We start from the raw sequence: 14,869 nt of genomic DNA on the forward strand, positions 1-14,869 counted from the left end.
CGTTTACATCGCCATGGCCGGATCGGTCACGGACGCCTTGCCGGTTTCGACGCGGCCGGCAAAGCGGCGCAGCCACGACGGATCCTCGGCCAGCCGCACCGTGAAGTCGTACCACGCGTGGCTGCCCGCCAGCGCCCAATGCTGCTCGACCTGCGCGCCGGCTGCGACCGTGAAGGTCCAGCGCTCGTGGTTGGCGTAATACGCATTGGGCGTGACTTCAAAGGTGCACTGGGTCTTGCCGGCGTTGATGAAGCTGACGTAAACGTCGCCATTGGCGATGTCGTAGCAGACGCGGATCTCGGCATCCTGCTGCGCCGAGCGGTCATGCGCCACGTCGCCGGCGAAATGGCGGTGCCAGCCGTTGGGGCCCAGGACCCACAGGTCGTACTTGCCGCCGTCGGCCGCCGTGTCCCAGCTGCCTTCGAGCTGCTTGCCCGGTTCCACGGTGTAGCGGCGCGGCAGGCGGTCCAGATGCAGGCGGTCGTACACATGGAACACCGCGGCCTGCTTGCCGGTGTTTGAAAACACCAGCCACATGTTGCCGGTGCCCGGCTGGCTGCGGCCGCTCGCGTGCAGCTCGTACGGCAAGGCGCGGGAATAACGCACGCCGGGCTCCTGCACGCCCTTGGCCTGCGTGGACGGGTCGGGCAGCGGCACGGCGGTCAGCGCTTCCTGCGCGGCGCGTTCCTGGTCCGATCCGCTGCGGGTCAGGATGTTCAGGTCGGGCAGTTTTTCGTCGTTGGGCGTGGCGAAGTTGAAGGCCGAGGTCAGGTCGCCCAGCACGGCGCGGCGCCACGGGCTGATGTTCTCTTCCTTCACGCCGAAGCGGGCTTCCAGGAATTGCAGCACGGAGGTGTGGTCGAAGGCCTGGGAATTGACCCAGCCGCCGCGGCTCCAGGGCGACACGACGTACATCGGCACGCGGGGGCCGGGGCCGTAGACGCGGTTGTCGGCGGCGTCCTGGGCGGACGCGTGCGTGTGGCGCTCCAGGTCGGTGTTGACCGTGGAGGCGCCGGCCATCGAGCCATCGGTATTCAGCGAGGGCGCGGCGGGCGGCGGCACGTGGTCGAAGTAGCCGTCGTTCTCGTCGAAGTTGATGAGCAGGACGGTCTTGCTCCAGACGTCCGGATTGGCGGTCAGCGCGTCCAGCGTTTCCTGGATGTACCAGGCGCCCTGCACGGGGCTGGAGGGGCCGGGGTGCTCGGAGTAGGTTGCCGGCGCCACGATCCATGACACCTGCGGCAGCGTGCCGTTCATCGCGTCGTCGCGCAGCGCCTGCAGGAAGCCGCCGTCCGGCATCGTGTTGGCGGTGCCCTTGTAGAGCGGATTGGCCGCGTCCATGCTGGGCGTCCAGGCCGGGTAAGGCGCGCCGTTGCTGCCGTTGCCCGCCAGTTCGTTGGCGCGGCGGTACTGCTGGAAGCCGGCCAGCGGGTTGTCGCCGAAGTTCTCCGGCAGGTTCTGGTAGACCTTCCACGTCACGCCGTTTTCCTGCAGGCGCTCCGGATACGTCTTCCAGGTCCAGCCGATGTTCGAGGCGCCCAGGCTGTCCCATTGGTTGCGGGTCGAGGGGCCGTTGCCCTGCGCCAGCGGATCGTTGGTGCCGGTCCAGTGAAAGAGGCGGTTGGTGTTGGTGCCGCCGTGGGTGGAACAGTGGTAGGCGTCGCACAGGGTGAAGGCGTCGGCCAGCGCGAACTGGAACTCGACTTCCTTCTGGCGGTAGTAGCCCATCGACTGGTTCTGCTTGTAGCGGGGCCATTGATACATGCGGCCGCCGTCCCAGGCCATCTGCGCATCCACGTAGTCGTGCGGCGTGCCGGCCACGCGCTGGGCGTTGCCCTGCGTGCTGTCCAGGTGGTACGGCATGACGACGCGCGTGCCGTTGGTCTGTTCCCAGACCGAGCGGTCCTGCGGCAGCGGGATGGTGATGCGGTCGCCAAAACCGCGTACGCCCTTGAACGTGCCGAAGTACATGTCGAACGAGCGGTTCTCCTGCATCAGGATGACCACGTGCTCGACGTCGTTGATGGTGCCGGTGCGGTTATTGGCGGGAATGGCGAGCGCGCGGCGGATCGCGGGCGGGAACATCGACAGCGCGGTCAGGCCCGCCGTGGAGGCAGCGGCGTTGCGCAGGAACCGGCGCTTGCCGGCGTGGATCGTGTCTTTATCGGACTTCACGGAGGATTTTCCTATGTGTCTGGAATAGGCGCGGCTCAGGGCGCGCAACGCAGTTCGGGCTTGGCCGGCGGCGGCGTGGTGGGCGTTTCGGGCTGGGTGGGCGTACCGGGATTGCCGGGCGTGGCGGCGTCGTCGTCGCCGCCATCGTCGCCACCGCAGGCGGCCAGGGTGGCGGTCAGCATCAGCACCGCGCCGGCGCGCAGGAAACCGCGCAAAATCATGGACTTGCTCATGGGGTATTTATCCTTGGGACATCAGGGAAACAGTTCGTGGACAGACTTGCCGGACAGGGCGAGGGACTTCACTTCTTCCTCGGTCAACGCCCGCGACCAGAACGCCAGGTCATCGAAAATCATCGTGTACGGGCCCTTGGTGCCGGCGCAGCAGATGCCGTAGGTGCCGAGGCCGTCTTCGTTCAGGCCGATGTGCGGACCGAAGATGCCGGCGACCTGGGCCAGGTTGACGCCGGGCGTGGCGGTGGAGGTCACGCTGCGCACAAAGCCCAGTTCGCTGTCGTAGCGGTAGGCGGTCATGGTGCGGGCCGTCTTGTCGATGGTCATGGCGATGTAGACGGGCTTGTTGGGCGTGAACTTCACGCCGTTGATGTCCGCGCGCTTGCCGCCGCCGGCGATGTTGAAGCGCAGTTCGGGCCCTGCCCATTGGGCGATGGTGATGCCAGGGTTGCCGCCGGAGTTGTAGTCCTTGTTGCCGATGATCGAGCGGTCATTGGCGGTGCCGTCGGACTGGAACCAGAAGCCGATGGTGAACGCCTGCACGCTGTCCAGAAGGCCCGCCGGATAGTCCAGCTTGAATGCGCCCAGGGCCGCCGAACCGCGCTCGTTCCGGAAGCTCTTGCCGTACACGCCGGGGTCGGCATAGGCGGGCGCCTGGGTGCCGTCGAACGGCGTGATCGCGCCGCCGCCGGCGGCCTTGTCGGCCACGTCGCCCTCGAAGGGGAAGAACATGGTCAGGCCGGTGCGCAGCGAGGCCAAGAGGGGCACGGGCTTGACGTAGACGACCGTGGCGCGCGCGGCGCTGACCGCGTGGCCGGTGGAGACGCTGTAGGCCACTTCATGCACGCCCTCGGCAGTGAAGGTGAAGCCGGTGTCGACGTATTCGGTGGCGGTGCCGGGCAGGCGCGCGACTTCGTTGCCGTCGCGGCTGACGACGATGTCGCCGGCGGGTTCTCCAACGCGGACCCAGGTGACGGTGACGCTCTTGTTGTCCATGGAGGTGCGGGTGGCAACGCGGCGCAGCGCCAGCGGCTCGCTGAGCGCGGTGCCGGCCATGTCGTAGGCGGCGGCCTCGGGCAAGGCGTCCAGGTGCGACAGGACGGTGGGCGCCACGTCGGCAGCGCTGGGCAGCGCGTACCAGTTGGTGTCCCATACGCCGTCGAACGAGGCGTCGTCGGCGCTGCCGCCGAGCAGCGCGGGCTGATTGGCGGCGAGCAGGATGGTCTTGTTGGAAGAGAACGGCAGGCCGTCGCTGCCGCCGGTCTTGTCCAGGCCGTGGCTTGTGGCGACGACCATGAGCCAGTTTTCGTTGGGATGCGCGGCGCGGCGGTCGGCCAGTTGCTTGGCCAGGACGCCAAGGGCGGCGTCGGTCTGGCGGATGACCGCGTCGTAGGTGGTGCCGAAGCCGTTTTCGGCGGCGGCGCGTTCGGGCGCGCCGAATTGCGCGACGACGAGGTCGTAGCCTTCGGCGATGCGGTCGCGGGCTTGGGAGGCGACGCAGTCGTCCTGGCCTGCGCAGTCGGTTAGCGTCTCGACGTAGCCGGCGTCGCGGTCGATGTTTATTAGGCTGGCCAGCAGCGTTGAGTTGAAGGCGCCGGCGGTGCGCGCTTCAGGCTGCGCGGTCTTGATGCGTTGGAAAAGGCTGGGGGCTTTCATGCCCTGGCTCTGTGCATTGGAGCGCACGCCATGGACGTCGGCCCATTGCCCGGTGAGCAAGGTGGCCCAGCCGGGCGCGGTGAGCGTGGGCTGTTGGGTCACGGTGCCGGTCACGCCGCCGGTCCAGGCGCGGGTGACGGTCAGCTGGCTCAAGTTGGGCAGCGTGTTGTCCGCCACGCCGCGCCGCAGCGCGTCATACGTCAGGCCGTCCACGCCGACAAACAGCACCTTGCTGGCGCTCGCCTCGCCCGGCGTTGTCACGGGGGGCTGGGTCGGCGGGGCCACGGGGGCTTCGTCGTCATCGTCATCGCCGCCTCCACAGCCGGCCAACACGCTGGTCGCCAGCAACATGGCGCACCATCTTCTCCAGTTCAATGTCTGCATTGCTTCTCTTCTCTTTTTCATGAAGGGGGTCTTACGCTGGCCGACATGGTGGCGACCGAACGTGAAAGACCCGTGAAGCAAAGGCGAGAAACCTTGATTGCTGAATCAGGATTCTTTTGCGGATGAGGCAATGCGCGTCGGACTTCTGGGCAGGTGGATTGCGTGCGAGGCAAGGGAGCGGGTGGGTTTTTGGCGGCTGGGAATGTGGTGATGGCGGGTGTTTTGACACTCGGAAAGTCGACACGACATGCCGGCGACCTTCTCCCCGGGCTGTCTGACGGCTTGTTCGCTTTTGCGTTTTGGCTTGCCTGAGGTTGGGTTCTTGAGACGTCCGGCACGGCGACGGCCCGGACTCGAGCAGTTGGAGTTTTCCGGGCGGCGGGACGGTCAGCGTGCTTGGCGTTCTGTTGGAGACGTGCCCGGGGTTGAAGCGGCTTGCGGTGCCCGTCCCCGTTCGGCCGCGCGGGCGGCCTCCGGGGACTTACGCGGTGTCTTGCGTCTTGGCGATGACGCTTCGCGTGTGGCGGGGTTTGGGTCGGAATTCTTTGGGGGGAGATGATCGTATCGGGTGTCTGACACCCAATGAGACATTGCGGCAGACCGGCATTCACTTCCATGGGTGTCAGACACCCAACATTGCTGTCATGAATCGCCGCTATAGTCGGCCGCGTTGCTTCATCTGCCGTTCAATCCCATGCCTTTGTCCCTGCGCCTGCCCCTGCCCTCCGCGCCCGCCTTGCTGCGTGTCCTTGCCGTGCTGGTTTTTGCCGCGGGGCTTGGCGTGTGGGCGTCTATCCTGTTTGCGCCACAGCCCGGGCCCCTGCCCCCGGCGGTCTCGGCCGCTGCGCCGCGTGCGGCCGACAATACGCCGGTCGCGTTGTGGTTCGGCAAGGACGAAGCCATGCGCACGCAGATAACGGTGCTGGGGGTGATCGCGGCTGGGCCCGATGGTGCGGCCGTGCTGAGCGTGGACGGCGGACCGCCGCTGGCTTGGCGCGCGGGGGCTGAGGTGGCGCCGGGCATCGTGCTTCGCGACATCGCGGCGGACGCCGTGACGGTCGAGCAGTCGGGCCGCGCGAGCCGCCTGGCCGCGCCGGCTGCGCAGGACGCGCCGGGCGGAATCACGCGCTTGAAGTGAATGCCGGCGGGTGACCTGCCGGCGTGCGCATTACTGTCATATTTCATGTCCACAATCCCGGGCTTCTACTGAAAGACCGGAGTTGCAAAGTGCGTCAGTTACCGCGCGGGCTTGCCCGCCAGCAGGGCTTCACCCTCATCGAGATCATGGTGGTGATTGTGATCATGGGGATTCTGGCCGCGCTGGTGGTGCCACGCGTGCTCGACCGCCCGGACCAGGCGCGTCAGGCGGCCGCCCGGCAGGACATTGCGGGCATCATGCAGGCGCTCAAGCTGTACCGGCTGGACAATGGCCGCTATCCGACCACGGCGCAGGGCCTGCGCGCGCTGGCGCAGAAGCCGGAGGGCGTTGCCAACTGGCGTGGCTACCTGGACAAGCTGCCCAACGATCCGTGGGGACACCCCTACCAATATCTGAGCCCCGGCGTCAAAGGCGACGTGGATGTCTTCTCGTTCGGCGCCGACAACAAGCCCGGCGGAGAAAGCGGCGATGCCGACATCGGTTCCTGGGAACTCTGAACGCGGTTTCACGCTGGTCGAAGTCTTGGTGGTGCTGGTGATCGTGGCCATCGCGGCCAGCATGGTGAGCCTGTCGGTCGGGCGTGGCGACAATCGTCTTCGCGCTGACGCCGAGCGGCTGGCGGACGCGTTCACCGTGGCGCAGAGCGAGGCCCGCAGCGACGGGCGCCCGATCCGCTGGCTGGCAAACGGCCAGGGGTGGTCGTTCGAGCGCAACGGCCGCGCGGCCGGCCCTACCGCGCAAGACGACATCCCGGTGCCCCCCGACGGTCTCGACACCGACGAGGTGCTGCGTCCGCAGGCCTGGTCGGCCAGCCCGGTGCAATGGCGGCTGGATCCGGACCGGCCGCTGATCTTCAATACGGAATGGGTCGCCGCGCCCATGACGTTGACGTTGAGCGCGGCAGACGTACGCGTGACACTGCAACGCGATGCCGCGGGACGCTATGAGATCCGCTGACGAATTCGCCCAGGCCTCCCTTGATGGCGCGGCATTGCCGCGTCCGCGCAACCGCGAACGCGGTTTCACGCTGATCGAAGTGCTGGTCGCGCTGGCGATCATCGCCGTGGCGATGGGCGCGGCGTTACGCGCCACGGGCGTCATGGCCGCGAACAACCGCGCGCTGCAGGACAAGACCCTGGCGTTGTTGGCGGCGCAGAACGCGCTTGCGCAGTTGCGTCTGGAACAGACGCTGCCGCGCGCCGGCTCGCAGACGGTGCCGTGTCCGCAAGGCGGCCTGGCGCTGCAGTGCGAACTGGTCTTTACCAATTCGATGAACCGCAGCTTTCGGCAGGTGTCGGTGAAGGTCCGCGACGCTGCGTCTTCGCGCGATGGCGCGATCCTGCTGCAGCTAGACGGACTGCTGTCCAGCCTGCGATGATCGTGCGCCGCCCACCGCAATCCCAGGCCGGCTTCACGCTGATCGAGGTGCTGGTCGCCCTGGCGCTGATGGCGCTTGTCAGCCTGATGGCCTGGCGCGGCCTGGCCAGCGTGTCGGGCGCGCGCGATCTTATCGCCGCGCAGGCCGAGGACACGGACGCCATCGTACGCACGCTGGGCCAGATGGCGCGCGATGTGGAGCTGTCGTACGCGGGCCCTGCGTTCGATTCACCGGGTCTGGACGCGGTGTCGTTCACGACGGGCCTGCGGCTGTTGCCGCGCGCCGCCGGCGGGCAGACGCTGGAAGTCCTGCGTCCCGATCCCGATGGCAACGGCCTGTGGCAGCGTGTTCAATGGCAGGTCCGCAACGACGGACTGTGGCGCACGAGTGGCCCATCCGGGCCGCGCAGTCCGCTGGCGGCGGCCGTTGACGGCGTGCTGCTTTTGCCGGGCGTGCGCAATCTTGCACTGCGCGCATGGGTGCCGGGCGTGGGCTGGGTGGACGCGAACGCGGCGTTCGCGGCGGCGCCCAGCGGGCTGGAGATTGTTTTTGATCGTGGCGCGCCGGGCGATCTGCGGCGCTACTCGCGCATCCTGGAGCTGCCATGAGCCGCAGGGCTGTTCACGCACAGGCCTCGTGCAGCGGTCATGGGAGCGGCGGCGGGAACCGCCAACGCGGCGCGGCGGTCGTCAGCGCGCTCATCGTGGTTGCGATCGTGGCCGCGCTGACCACCAGCCTGTTCCAGCGGCAGACCGCCAGCACGCGGCGCGTGGAGAATGAACTGGCGCGCGTGCAGGCGCGCGCGATGCTTGCTGGCGGCATCGACTGGGCGCGGCTGGTGGTGCGCGACCATGGCCGCCGCGAGCCCACCACCCGCGGCGACCAGATTTGGGCGACCCCAGTGCTGGACACCCGTATCGAGCGCCCCGGCGACGACCGCGTGGCGGTGTTCTCGGGCGGGGTCCAGGACGAACAGGGCAAGTACAACCTTTACAACCTGGCGCGCAATGGCGTGGCGCAGCCCGAGCAGGAAGAGATTCTGCGGCGCCTGCTCGGCACGCTGGAACTGCCCGACACGCTGGCCGCGCGCATCGTCGACATCGTTGCCGCCGCACAGCCGCCCGCGCTGGCGGCGGACGCGCCCAACACCGCGGCGCAGCCCGGCCCGCTGGCGCGCGCGCCGTTGCCGCGCGGCGTGGACGAAGTCGCGGCGCTGCTGGACCTTGAACCGCCCATGCGAAACGCGTTGCGGCGCACGATGACGCTGCTGCCGTCGGCCACCCAGGTCAACGTCAACACCGCGCCCGCGGAGGTGATCGCCGCGCTGGTGCCGGGGCTGTCGCTTGCGCAGGCCCGCGCCTTGGCGGGCGAGCGCGACCGCGGCAACTGGTTCAACAACACCGGCGACTTCGCCAACCGGCTGGCGGGCACGGGCGTGAAGACGCCTGCGCCCGCCGTCTCCACCAACAGCAGCTGGTTCCTGGCCAGCGGCACCGTGGTCTACGAACGGGCGCGCGTCTCCATGCAGGCGCTGATGCGCAGCGCCCCGCCGGCCGCTCCCGAAACCCTCTGGACGAGAGAAACACCTTGAAGAACACCCTGCGCATCGCCCTGCCCGCGCTGGAGGAATTTGGCGCGGATTCGCCGCTGCCCTACGCCTGGTTCGACCGGCGCGGCCGCTGCGTGCGGCAAGGCGAGCTGGCGCTGCGCGCCCTTGGGCACGCCTGGCCCCAGGCCGCGTGCGAAGCGGTTCTGCACCCGGCCGACGTCATTTCGGCCACGGTGCAGATTCCCGCCGTGGCGCGCGCGCATTTCGGGGCGGCCGTGCGCGGCGCGCTGGAACCGCTGGTCCTGAGCGACCTGGATGGCCTTGCCATCGGTCACGGCGCACGCGCCGCCGACGGGTCCGTTGCGCTGGCCTGGTCCCCGCGCGAACCGGTGCGCCGCGCGTGGAGCCTGCTGAGCGAACAAGGCCTGCGCGTGCGCGCGCTGATCGCCCCGCAAGCGCTGGCGCCGGCCACCGATGCGCCGTTGCGCGACCCTGCCGATCCGCGCTGGCACGCGCCCTCGCCCGCCTGGTCGCTGGCCATGCCGCATCTTGCGCCGGTCAGCGTGTCACGCTGGCGGCCGGTGTGGCGCTGGGGCGCGCTGGCGGCCGTGGTGTGGATCGCTGGCTTGAACCTGTATGCCGCGCAACTGCGCGGCGAAGCGGACACCTTGCGGCGTGCCATGCACGATCAGGTGCTGGCGGCATTTCCGAACGTGCCCGTCGTGCTGGACCCCGCGCGCCAGGCGCAGCAGGGGCTGGACGCGTTGCAGGCCAACCGCGGCGCCGCCAGCGCCGGCGACTTCCTGCCGCTGGCCCGCGCCGCCGCGCAGGCGCTGCCCTTTGCCGCCGACAAGGTCGCTCACCTGACATATGCCGACCAGGCGCTCACGCTGCAACTGGCGGACGCCGGCCCGCAAGCGCAACGCGTCGCTGAAACGCCGGCGCTGATCCAGCAAGCCGCCGCCCTGGGGCTGAAGCTGGAACGCGGCGACACCGACAACACCTGGCGCATCGTGCGCAGCCAACCATGACACCGCTACATCGACTTCAAGCCGCGTGGCAGGCCGCCCGCAAACCCGTGGACCCGGCGCTGGCGCGCGCCCGAGCGCGCTACCAGGCGTTAGCCCCGCGCGAACGCCGCCTCGTCGCCGGCGCGGCGTTGCTTCTGGGTGCGGCGATTGGCTTTGTGACGCTGATCGAGCCCGCCCTGAACACTGTGCGCAAACTGCACGCCGAGCTGCCAGGCCTGCGCACGCAGGCCGCCACCGTCGCCGACCTGACGGCGCAAGCCTCCGCCCTGCGACAGCGCAACGCGGTGCCCGCGGGGGCCATGCCCAGCACGCAGGAACTGTCTGCCAGTCTGGAACGCGCCGGCCTGCCCGCCGGGCAATGGACGCTGGCCGATGCCGACGCGGGCGGCGTCACGCTGTCGTTGGAGCAGGCGCCGTCATCGGCGCTGATGCGCTGGCTGGACGGCGCGGGGCGCGATTGGGGACTGGCCATCTCGCAGGTGGACCTGACGCGCGCCGCAAACGCCAACGGACGGCCGCTGCCGGGCCTGGTCAACGGCAAGGTCGTGCTGCTGCCGCCGCAGGCGGCCGGGAGCCGCTGATGCCGCTGAAACTTCCTTCACGCCGCGTGGCGGGCCTGTGGCTGGCTGGCGTGTTGTGCGCCGCCGCTGCGGGTGCCGCCGTACTGCCTGCGCGATGGGTGCTGGCGCTTTTGCCCGCCGACGCGCCGGTCACGTTGGCCGACGCCAGCGGCACGCTGTGGCACGGCAGCGCGTGGATCGCCCTTGGCTCCGAAGGCGCGCGCCGCGTGCTGCCGCAACCGGTGCAATGGCAATGGCGCTGGGACACGATGGCGCTCGACATCTCGCATCCCTGGCTGCAAGGCGCGTTGCGCGCGCGTCCGGGGTGGAACGGTCTGGCGCTGCCCGCATCGTCCCTGCGCGTGCCCGCAACGGTTCTGCCTGCGCTCGGCGCGCCTTGGAATACGTTGTCGCCGCAAGGCATGCTGGAGATCAACTGGCAGCCCTTGCGCCTGGGCGCCCCGCTTCCCCCCGGCCCAGCCGTGGACGTGCGCTGGCGCAACGCCGCGACTGCGCTCTCGCCCATCTCGCCAGTGGGGGCTTATTTGCTGCGCGTGCAGGGCGGTAAAACCGGCGCGACGCTGGTCCTCAGCACGGAAAGCGGCCTGCTCGACGTCAAGGGCCAGGGCGGTAGTGGCCCCCGAGGCATCAGCTTCCAGGGCGAAGCCACGTTCGCCCGATCGGCGAATGATGCCGACCGCGCCGCGTTGGACGGCCTGCTGTCGACCCTGGGCCGCCGCTCGGGCGACACGGTGACGTTCAGCGTGGGGAGATCCGGGCGATAGGGGCGGCGTCGGAGCGCGGGAAGGTGTCAGACACCCAGCGCAAACGGCCGCGGGCTACGCGTCGCGCGTGACGCGCAGGATTTCCTCTGGCGACGTCTGCCCCGCGTCCACCCACCGCTGGCCGTCTTCGCGCATGCTGCGCATGCCGGCGGCCGCCACTGCGCGGCGCAGTTCGCGTTCGTCGCGGCCTTCGTGGATCAGGCGGCGGGCCTCGTCGTCCACCGTGAAGAGCTCGTGGATGCCAGAGCGGCCGCTGTAGCCGGTGTGGTTGCAGGCCTCGCAGCCCACGGGGTGAAAGACCTGCACGCCGTCCAGCATCGAGGGCGACTTGCACGCCGGGCATAGCTTGCGCACCAGCCGCTGCGCCAGCACGCCCAGCAGCGACGACGCCAGCAGAAAGGGTTCGACACCCATGTCGGTCAGGCGAGTGACGGCGGACACGGCATCGTTGGTGTGCAACGTGGCCAGCACCAGGTGGCCGGTCAGCGAGGCCTGCACCGCGATCTGCGCGGTTTCCAGGTCGCGGATTTCGCCGATCATGATGACGTCCGGGTCCTGGCGCAGGATGGCGCGCAGGGCGAGCGCAAAGCTCATGTCGATCTTGGCGTTGACCTGCGTCTGGCTGATGCCGGCCAGGTCGTATTCGATGGGATCCTCCACCGTCAGGATGTTGCTGGTGGAGGCGTCCAGACGGCTCAGCGCCGCGTACAGCGTCGTGGTCTTGCCGCTGCCGGTCGGGCCGGTCACCAGGACGATGCCGTGCGGCTGGCGGATCAGACGGTCCAGCTGCGACAGAACGCCCGGGCTCATGCCGAGCTTTTCCAGTTGCAGCCGGCCGGCCTCCTTGTCCAGCAAGCGCAGCACGGCGCGCTCGCCATGCCCGGTCGGCAACGTGGACACGCGCACGTCGATGGGACGCCCGCCCACGCGCAGCGCGATGCGACCATCCTGCGGCAGGCGCTTTTCGGCGATGTCCAGGTGCGCCATGATCTTGATGCGCGAAATCAGCGCGGCATGCAGCGCCTTGCGCGGCGACACCACGTCGCGCAGCGTGCCGTCCACGCGGTAGCGCACCACGGAGTGCGTTTCGAAGGGTTCGATATGGATATCGCTGGCGCCGTCGCGCGCAGCCTGCGCGAACAGCGCGTTGATCATGCGGATCACGGGCGCATCGTCCTGCGCTTCCAGCAGGTCCGCCACCTCGGGCATGTCCTGCATCAGGCGGTCCAGGTCGATCTCGTTTTCCGCCACGCCCATGACCGACGCGGCGTCTTCCGAGTGGCTGTAGGCCGCGGTCAGCAGCGTCTCCAGCGCCTCGTCGTCGATTTGCGTCAGGCCGATATCGCCGTGGCAGCGCCGGATCTCGCGCACGGCCCATTCCGGCGTGCGCGGACTGACCGTCAACTGCGCCTGCCCCCCGCGCAGCGACAGCACCGCGCGCTGCGCGCGGGCCCAGGCGTACGGTAAGGGGTGCGCGCTCATAGCAGCTTCTCGGGGTCCACCGCCACCGTCATCATGACCGGCCGCGGCGCGCGGATGGGTTGCTGGGCGGGCGCGGGCGGCGTGCCGGGATACTGGCGCACCGCAAAGGTCTCGACCGTGGCCGGCGGCGGACGGCGCAGCGTGGCCGCCTGCTGCTCGGGCCGCAAATCGTAGGCGTTGTTCGACACCGACGGCGCCGAGCCCGGCAGCGGCAGCATCGGCGCCTGCATGTCCGGCAGCGCCCAGTGGTCGCGCGGCTGCACCGCGCCCTGCGCGCGCCGCATGTAGTCGTAGCGGTCCATCGTGACGCTGGCGCTGCGGTTGGCGTCGCGCACCACGTACGGGCGCAGGAACACCATCAGGTTGGTCTTGGTGCGCTTGCGCGTGTCGTAGCGGAACAGCGACCCGATCACCGGCAGCGAACTCAATCCCGGCACCGCGTTGGACGTGAGCGTCACGTTGTCTTCCAGCAGGCCGCCCAGCACGATGATCTGGCCATCGTCGATCAGCACGCTGGTGTCGATCGCGCGCTTGTTGGTGACGATGCCGGTGGTGGCGTTCGAGCGGCTTTCGTCGATGCTGCTGACTTCCTGGTAGATGTCCAGCTTGACCGAGCCGCCTTCGGAAATCTGCGGCCGGATGTTCAGTTTCAGGCCCACGTCCTCGCGTTCGATGGTCTGGAACGGATTGGAGCTGCCATTGCTGCCCGAGGTCACGTACTGGCCCGTCACGAACGGCACCGTCTTGCCGACCAGGATGCTGGCCGACTGGTTGTCCAGCGTCAGCAGGTTGGGTGTGGACAGGATGTTGGCCTCGCCCGTGTTCTGCATGGCGCGCGCCAGCACGCCCAGGTTGATGACCTCGTTGCCCAGCACGTCGACCGTGCCCTTGACCACGCCCAGGCTCAAGCCGCTGCCCAGCGCGTCGATCGAGGTCGGTCCGTTGCCGGTGATGCCGCTGCCGCCCAGGTTCGTGCCGCCGATGAAGCTGGTGCCGTTGCCGTTGATGTTGCCCGCGCCGGTCATCCACTGGATGCCGAATTCGGCGGCCTTCTCTTCACTGACTTCCACGATCAGGCTTTCCACCAGCACCTGCGCGCGGCGCTGGTCAAGCTGGTCGATCACTTCACGCAGGCTGCGGTACAACGGCTCGGGCGCGGAGATGATGAGCGAGTTGGTTGCGGGGTCTGCCTGGATGGTGGCGCCGCCCGCGGAATACGACACCGCCTGCGTCGAATTGTCTTCGCGCGCGATGCGCTCCTGTTCGCCCGACAGGCCACTGCGCGACGAGCCCGACTGGCTGGACATGCCCATGCCTGCCTGCGTCCCCGCGCTGCTGGCCGTGTTCTGCGCGCGCGCGCCGCCCTGCGCGCCGCCGGTGCTGCTGCTGGCGCCCGGGGCCGCGCCCGGCGCCGAATTTGCCTGGCCCGTCAGCAGCCCGCCCAGCACCTCGGCGATGCGCGTGGCCTGCGCGTTGCGCATGTACACCACATGCAGATTGCCCGCGCGGTTCTGCTGCGCGTCCAGCTTCTGGATCAATTCGCGCGCCAGGCGCGTGCGCGCCGGGCTGCCCGAACGCACCAGCACGCTGTTGCTGCGCGGATCCGCCACGACCGCGATGCGCTGCGTGGGGTCGCTGCTTTGCGTGTCGAGCAGCTGCGAGGCCAGGATGGCGATGTCCGTCGCGATGGCCGATTGCACCGGCACCACGTCCGTGTCCATCGAACTGGGCACGTCGATGCGCGCGATGACCGCGGCGATGCGCTCCAGGTTGTCCGCGTAATCCGTCACGACCAGCGTGTTGTTGCCGGGGTACGCGTTGATCGGGTTGTTTGGCGGCACCATCGGGCGCAGCACCGGCACCAGGTTCGCGGCGTTCTCGTACTTCAGCGGGAACACCCGCGTCAGCATTTCACCGCTGTTGCCCCCGCCTTTGGCAAAGGCCGACACGGGCACGGGCGCCCTGCCCGCCGCGGCCGGCGCGCCAGCCACGGGCCTGGCGCCTGCCGGTCCCGCTCCGCCCACAACGGCGCTGCCTTGCAGCTTGGCATCGGCCTCGGGCACGACGCGCGTCACGCCGTCCACGTCGACGATGGCAAACCCTTGCAGCCGCAATGCGCCGGTCAGCATGGACAGCGCCTGCGCGCTATCGACGGGGCGATCCGAAACCAGGGTGAGCTTGCCCTTGACGCGAGGGTCCACCAGGAAGTTGCGCTGCGTGAACAGGGACAGCGCGCGCAACACGGCGGGGATGTCCGTGTCGACGAAGTTCAGGCTGACGCGGTTGTCCGCCTGTTGTGCGTGAGCCGTGCCGGCGGCGGGTCCGAGTTGACTTGCGGCAAGCAGGAATGCAAGGCTGAATTGCGCGATGTGACGCATGACGAGATAGGTGCCCGAGACGTGAAATCGTTTGGAAAAACGGGAAAGCGCGTCGGAGTATACGGGGTGTGACTGCAACATCCCGGTCATATTTCATAG

At 68.9% G+C, this 14,869-nt stretch carries 14 protein-coding genes; 9 read left to right on the forward strand and 5 right to left on the reverse strand.

The window, feature by feature from the left end; all coding sequences use genetic code 11:
• Positions 1-3: 3 nt before the first annotated feature.
• Genes FBY20_RS00345 through FBY20_RS00355 form a run of 3 tightly spaced genes read right to left on the reverse strand, consistent with a single transcriptional unit; the run spans position 4 to position 4,448 of the window.
• On the reverse strand, positions 4-2,175 hold the full coding sequence (locus tag FBY20_RS00345) for a phosphocholine-specific phospholipase C (protein WP_142049228.1): 2,172 nt from the start codon (positions 2,173-2,175) through the stop codon (positions 4-6).
• 35 nt (positions 2,176-2,210) lie between these two features.
• A complete protein-coding gene (locus tag FBY20_RS00350; RefSeq protein ID WP_174245375.1) occupies positions 2,211-2,408 on the reverse strand; it encodes a hypothetical protein in 198 nt (65 codons plus the stop codon).
• A gap of 21 nt (positions 2,409-2,429) precedes the next feature.
• Entirely contained in the window at positions 2,430-4,448 is a 2,019-nt protein-coding gene (locus FBY20_RS00355; protein WP_255452190.1) for an alkaline phosphatase family protein, read from the reverse strand.
• A gap of 694 nt (positions 4,449-5,142) precedes the next feature.
• Between FBY20_RS00355 and FBY20_RS00360 the strand changes: the two genes are divergently transcribed.
• From FBY20_RS00360 to gspN, 9 genes are all read left to right on the forward strand, one after another.
• Complete coding sequence (locus tag FBY20_RS00360; RefSeq protein WP_142049230.1) at positions 5,143-5,586, forward strand: general secretion pathway protein GspC; 444 nt, start codon at positions 5,143-5,145, stop codon at positions 5,584-5,586.
• A gap of 89 nt (positions 5,587-5,675) precedes the next feature.
• Complete coding sequence (gene gspG, locus FBY20_RS00365; RefSeq protein WP_056316420.1) at positions 5,676-6,104, forward strand: type II secretion system major pseudopilin GspG; 429 nt, start codon at positions 5,676-5,678, stop codon at positions 6,102-6,104.
• On the forward strand, positions 6,076-6,564 hold the full coding sequence (gene gspH / locus FBY20_RS00370) for a type II secretion system minor pseudopilin GspH (protein ID WP_142049233.1): 489 nt from the start codon (positions 6,076-6,078) through the stop codon (positions 6,562-6,564). Before gspG ends, gspH begins: the two co-directional genes overlap by 29 nt.
• A complete protein-coding gene (gspI, locus tag FBY20_RS00375) occupies positions 6,551-6,985 on the forward strand; it encodes a type II secretion system minor pseudopilin GspI (RefSeq protein WP_174245376.1) in 435 nt (144 codons plus the stop codon). Before gspH ends, gspI begins: the two co-directional genes overlap by 14 nt.
• Positions 6,982-7,593: a prepilin-type N-terminal cleavage/methylation domain-containing protein gene (locus tag FBY20_RS00380; protein ID WP_142049236.1), complete on the forward strand. Its 612-nt coding sequence runs from the start codon at positions 6,982-6,984 to the stop codon at positions 7,591-7,593. Before gspI ends, FBY20_RS00380 begins: the two co-directional genes overlap by 4 nt.
• Entirely contained in the window at positions 7,590-8,576 is a 987-nt protein-coding gene (gene gspK, locus FBY20_RS00385) for a type II secretion system minor pseudopilin GspK (protein ID WP_254595387.1), read from the forward strand. Before FBY20_RS00380 ends, gspK begins: the two co-directional genes overlap by 4 nt.
• A complete protein-coding gene (gspL, locus tag FBY20_RS00390) occupies positions 8,573-9,565 on the forward strand; it encodes a type II secretion system protein GspL (protein WP_142049238.1) in 993 nt (330 codons plus the stop codon). The genes gspK and gspL overlap by 4 nt, the downstream gene beginning before the upstream one ends.
• Entirely contained in the window at positions 9,562-10,146 is a 585-nt protein-coding gene (gene gspM, locus FBY20_RS00395) for a type II secretion system protein GspM (protein WP_056316406.1), read from the forward strand. Before gspL ends, gspM begins: the two co-directional genes overlap by 4 nt.
• On the forward strand, positions 10,146-10,910 hold the full coding sequence (gene gspN / locus FBY20_RS00400) for a type II secretion system protein N (RefSeq protein WP_142049241.1): 765 nt from the start codon (positions 10,146-10,148) through the stop codon (positions 10,908-10,910). Before gspM ends, gspN begins: the two co-directional genes overlap by 1 nt.
• A 54-nt stretch (positions 10,911-10,964) precedes the next feature.
• Here the strand turns inward: gspN and gspE are convergent, their stop codons facing one another.
• Complete coding sequence (gene gspE, locus FBY20_RS00405) at positions 10,965-12,392, reverse strand: type II secretion system ATPase GspE (protein ID WP_142049243.1); 1,428 nt, start codon at positions 12,390-12,392, stop codon at positions 10,965-10,967.
• Positions 12,389-14,770: a type II secretion system secretin GspD gene (gene gspD, locus FBY20_RS00410; protein WP_056318644.1), complete on the reverse strand. Its 2,382-nt coding sequence runs from the start codon at positions 14,768-14,770 to the stop codon at positions 12,389-12,391. The genes gspE and gspD overlap by 4 nt, the downstream gene beginning before the upstream one ends.
• Positions 14,771-14,869 lie beyond the last annotated feature (99 nt).

Source organism: Achromobacter sp. SLBN-14, assembly GCF_006715415.1.
Taxonomy (GTDB): domain Bacteria; phylum Pseudomonadota; class Gammaproteobacteria; order Burkholderiales; family Burkholderiaceae_B; genus Achromobacter; species Achromobacter mucicolens.

Excerpts from the sequence above, each read along its gene's own strand:
- FBY20_RS00380 (WP_142049236.1), top strand. The coding sequence starts at position 6,982 with ATGATCGTGCGCCGCCCACCGCAATCCCAGGCCGGCTTCACGCTGATC.
- FBY20_RS00360 (WP_142049230.1), top strand. The coding sequence starts at position 5,143 with ATGCCTTTGTCCCTGCGCCTGCCCCTGCCCTCCGCGCCCGCCTTGCTG.
- gspD (WP_056318644.1), bottom strand. The coding sequence starts at position 14,770 with ATGCGTCACATCGCGCAATTCAGCCTTGCATTCCTGCTTGCCGCAAGT.
- FBY20_RS00350 (WP_174245375.1), bottom strand. The coding sequence starts at position 2,408 with ATGAGCAAGTCCATGATTTTGCGCGGTTTCCTGCGCGCCGGCGCGGTG.
- gspH (WP_142049233.1), top strand. The coding sequence starts at position 6,076 with ATGCCGACATCGGTTCCTGGGAACTCTGAACGCGGTTTCACGCTGGTC.
- gspK (WP_254595387.1), top strand. The coding sequence starts at position 7,590 with ATGAGCCGCAGGGCTGTTCACGCACAGGCCTCGTGCAGCGGTCATGGG.
- gspI (WP_174245376.1), top strand. The coding sequence starts at position 6,551 with ATGAGATCCGCTGACGAATTCGCCCAGGCCTCCCTTGATGGCGCGGCA.
- gspE (WP_142049243.1), bottom strand. The coding sequence starts at position 12,392 with ATGAGCGCGCACCCCTTACCGTACGCCTGGGCCCGCGCGCAGCGCGCG.
- gspM (WP_056316406.1), top strand. The coding sequence starts at position 9,562 with ATGACACCGCTACATCGACTTCAAGCCGCGTGGCAGGCCGCCCGCAAA.
- gspN (WP_142049241.1), top strand. The coding sequence starts at position 10,146 with ATGCCGCTGAAACTTCCTTCACGCCGCGTGGCGGGCCTGTGGCTGGCT.
- FBY20_RS00355 (WP_255452190.1), bottom strand. The coding sequence starts at position 4,448 with ATGCAGACATTGAACTGGAGAAGATGGTGCGCCATGTTGCTGGCGACC.